The 3703-nt window shown below is 69.6% G+C and carries 4 protein-coding genes; all 4 read left to right on the forward strand.

The window, feature by feature from the left end; genetic code table 11:
- A partial coding sequence (locus RTM68_RS17275; protein WP_312173328.1) for a benzoate/H(+) symporter BenE family transporter occupies positions 1 to 197 on the forward strand: 197 nt, incomplete at its 5' end.
- A 38-nt stretch (positions 198 to 235) separates the two neighbouring features.
- Entirely contained in the window at positions 236 to 1453 is a 1218-nt protein-coding gene (locus tag RTM68_RS17280; RefSeq protein WP_312173334.1) for a hypothetical protein, read from the forward strand.
- A gap of 174 nt (positions 1454 to 1627) precedes the next feature.
- On the forward strand, positions 1628 to 2524 hold the full coding sequence (locus tag RTM68_RS17285) for an ATP-binding cassette domain-containing protein (RefSeq protein WP_312173331.1): 897 nt from the start codon (positions 1628 to 1630) through the stop codon (positions 2522 to 2524).
- Positions 2525 to 2562: 38 nt separating this feature from the next.
- On the forward strand, positions 2563 to 3618 hold the full coding sequence (locus RTM68_RS17290) for an ABC transporter permease (protein ID WP_312173336.1): 1056 nt from the start codon (positions 2563 to 2565) through the stop codon (positions 3616 to 3618).
- Positions 3619 to 3703: the final 85 nt, after the last annotated feature.

The raw sequence follows: 3703 nt of genomic DNA on the forward strand, positions 1-3703 counted from the left end.
TCGCGGGCCTCGCGCTGTTCGCGGCATTCGGATCGTCCGTGCAGCAGGCCATCGATGACCCCGGCGAGCGGATCCCCGCGGTCGTCACGTTCCTCGTCGCGGCATCCGGCATCTCCGTGCTCGGCGTGAGCGCCGCGTTCTGGGCGCTCGTGGCCGGGTTGCTCGTGCGGGCGGTGCTGCACGCCGGGCGCCGCTGATCCCGGATCCGCCCTCTTCGGGTTAGCGTGGACGCGTGATGCCTCCGTCCGCCGACACCCCCTCTGCCGCGAGCGCTCCCGGCTTCTTCGATGCCCGCGCGCTCATCGAGCCGGTGCATCCCGCGGAGCTGGATGCGTACGCGCGAGCCCATCGCGCGGCGAACCCGACATCGGCGGCGCAGGTCGCGGGCTGGGTGTTCGGGGTCATCGGGCTGCTGTTCGTCGTGCCCGTGATCGGCATCTTCCTGATGGGGATCGGCTACGCGATGGCTCGGGGAACCGGCGTCGCTGTCGGCCTGGTGCTCGGAGTGGTGCTCGCCGCCGGCCTCATCGTCGGCGTGGTCGCGCTGGTGCGGCGCGCGAACCGACTTCGGGCGCTGACTCGGCTGCGGCTCTCGCGCTTCGCCGGCGCCAACGCGATGACCTACATCGATCGCATCGACGCCCCTCCGCTGCCCGGCATGATCTTCTCGTCGGGCTCGAGCCGCATGTCGACCGATGTGCTGCGCGGCGTCGAGCCCCGATTCGTGGAGTTCGGCAACTACCAGTACACGACGAGCAACGGCAAGCAGTCGACGACCCACCGGTGGGGTTACGTGGCCGTCAAGCTCGACGTGCCTCTGCCGAACATCGTGCTCGACGCGCTCGGCAACAACACGCTCGGCAGCACCCTCGCGGCCGCGTTCAGAGGCGACCAGCGGCTCTCGCTCGAGGGCGACTTCGACCGGTACTTCTCGCTGTACTGCCCGGCCGGCTACGAGGCCGACGCCCTCTATCTGTTCACGCCGGATGTCATGGCGCGGTTCATCGATCATGCGGCAGAGCTCGACGTCGAGATCGTCGACGACTGGCTCTTCCTCTATGCACGCCGCGACGTGTCGACCCTCGACCCGGCGACCTGGGCCTGGCTGTTCGGGGCGGTCGGCGCACTGCTGACCAAGCTCGACCAGTGGGCACGGTGGCGTGACGACCGGCTGCGCCTGGCGGCGCCGCATCCTGCGAACCCCGCCGCAGCGGGCCCTGGCATCTCCGGGTCGCCCGGCATCCCCGGTTCGCCCGGCGTCCCCGGCGCCTCGACACTGCCGTTCGCCGCGCCTGCCGGCATGCTCACCCCTCCCCCCGGCGTCGCCGCGCCGGGTCGGCGACTCCGACGGCGCAGTCCGTGGCTGGTCGTCGGCATCATTCTCGGCGTCGTGTTCATCGTCACGGCTGCGCCCTTCGCGCTGGGCATCTTCGGCTTCCTCTTCCTGCGCTGAGCGCGGCGCTGAACCGGCGCGCCGCACCGGGTCGCGCACGCACGTCCGCCTCTCGGGGGACGCTCGGCAGAGGCGCGTCCCCCCTGCATCTCCACCACAGGGGGGATGCCGCGGCGCCCCCGCCCTCCGTAGCGTGAGGGCATGCGATGCACTGAGCGGACGGAGTAAGTCGAAGTGACCACAGGAAAGCTCGTACTGAGCGGCATCACCAAGAGCTACGGCTCTCGGCGCGTGCTCGACGACGTCTCGTTCGAGGTCGCCCCCGGGCGTCTCACCGGGTTCGTCGGCGGCAACGGCGCAGGCAAGACCACGACCATGCGCATCGTCCTCGGGCTGCTCGGCTCGGATGGGGGCAGCGTCGAACTCGACGGCCGCGCGCTGTCGAGCGCCGACCGCCGCCACTTCGGCTACATGCCCGAGGAGCGAGGCCTCTACCCGAAGATGAAGGTGCTCGAGCAGATCGTCTACCTCGCGCGCCTGCACGGCTTCAGCAAGGCGGATGCGACGGCGCGAGCGACCGCCCTGCTCACCGAGCTCGGACTCGAAGAGCGCCTCAACGACACGATCGAGTCGCTGTCGCTCGGCAACCAGCAGCGCGCGCAGATCGCTGCGGCCCTGGTGCACGACCCCGAGGTGCTGATCCTCGACGAGCCGTTCTCGGGTCTCGACCCGCTCGCGGTCGACGTCGTCGCGTCGGTCCTGCAGTCCTCGGCCGCCCGAGGCGCATCGATCCTGTTCTCCTCTCATCAGCTCGACGTCGTGGAGCGCCTGTGCGACGACCTCGTGATCCTCGCGGCCGGCACGATCCGCGCCTCCGGATCGCGTGACGGCCTGCGCGCCCAGCACGCGGGCAACCGGTATGAGCTCGTCTCTGCCGGGGATGCCGGCTGGCTGCGCGCCGAGCCGGGAGTCACCGTGGTCGACTTCGAGGGCGGATACGCCCTGTTCGACGCCGACGGTGCCGAGACCGCGCAGCGCGTGCTGCGCGCCGCCGTCGAGCGCGGCGATGTCGCGAGCTTCGCGCCGAAGCATCCGTCCCTCGCGCAGATCTTCAAGGAGGTCATCCAGTGAGCACCCCGAAGAACGCCGGCTCCCCGTCGCAGGCGTCCATGATCTGGCTCGTCGCCGAGCGCGAGATCGGTTCGAAGCTGCGCAGCAAGGCCTTCCTGATCTCCACCGGTGTCCTGCTGCTCATCGCGCTCGCCGGCATCGTCATCGGCGGCTTCGCGAGCAAGAACACGAGCACCATGCCCGTGGCCGTGACGTCGGAGACCGCCTCGATCGTGTCGGCCCTGCCCGACATCGAGGTCACCGAGGTGACGGATCAGGCCGAGGCCGAGCAGCTGCTGCGCGACGAGAAGGTCGATGCCGCGGTGCTGCCCGGCGACGGCCCGACCGGCGTCACCGTCGTCGCCCTCAAAGATGCCCCCAGCGGGCTCGTGTCGGCGCTCTCGCAGGCACCGACGATCGAGATCCTCGAGCCCGCGACCACCAACCCGCTGCTGCGCTACTTCATCGCCATCGCCTTCGGCGTCGTGTTCATGGGCGCTGCAGCGACCTTCGGCGGAACGATCGCGCAGAGCGTGGTCGAAGAGAAGCAGACCCGTGTGGTCGAGATCCTGCTGTCGAGCATCTCGTCCCGCACGCTGCTCGCCGGCAAGGTGATCGGCAACACCGTGCTCGCGATGGGGCAGATCCTCGCACTCGCGGCGGTCGCCACGATAGGGCTGATAGCCACCGGTCAACGCGAGGTGCTGTCGACGCTCGGAGCGCCGATCATCTGGTTCGCCGTGTTCTTCCTGTTCGGGTTCATCCTGCTCGCGTCGATGTTCGCCGCAGCCGCATCGATGGTGTCCCGCCAGGAGGACATCGGCTCGACCACCACCCCGATCACGATGCTGATCATGGCTCCGTACATCCTGGTCATCTTCTTCAACGACAACCCGCTGGTGCTGACGATCATGTCGTACGTGCCGTTCTCGGCTCCGGTCGGCATGCCGATGCGTCTCTTCGTCGGCGAGGCACAGTGGTGGGAGCCGCTGTTGAGCCTGGTGATCCTGCTGGCGAGCTGCGTGGCCGCGATCGTCATCGCGGCGAAGATCTACGAGAACTCGCTGCTGCGCATGGGCACTCGGGTCAAGCTCGGCGAGGCCCTGCGCGGCTGATCCCGGGACTTCCCGGGCCCTCCCGGGCACTCCCCGGGCCCCTCCGGGATCTCCCCGGGCCCTCCCCGGGCACCACTTCGGATGC

It is taken from the genome of Microbacterium sp. (assembly GCF_031988965.1).
Classification (GTDB): Bacteria; Actinomycetota; Actinomycetes; order Actinomycetales; family Microbacteriaceae; genus Microbacterium.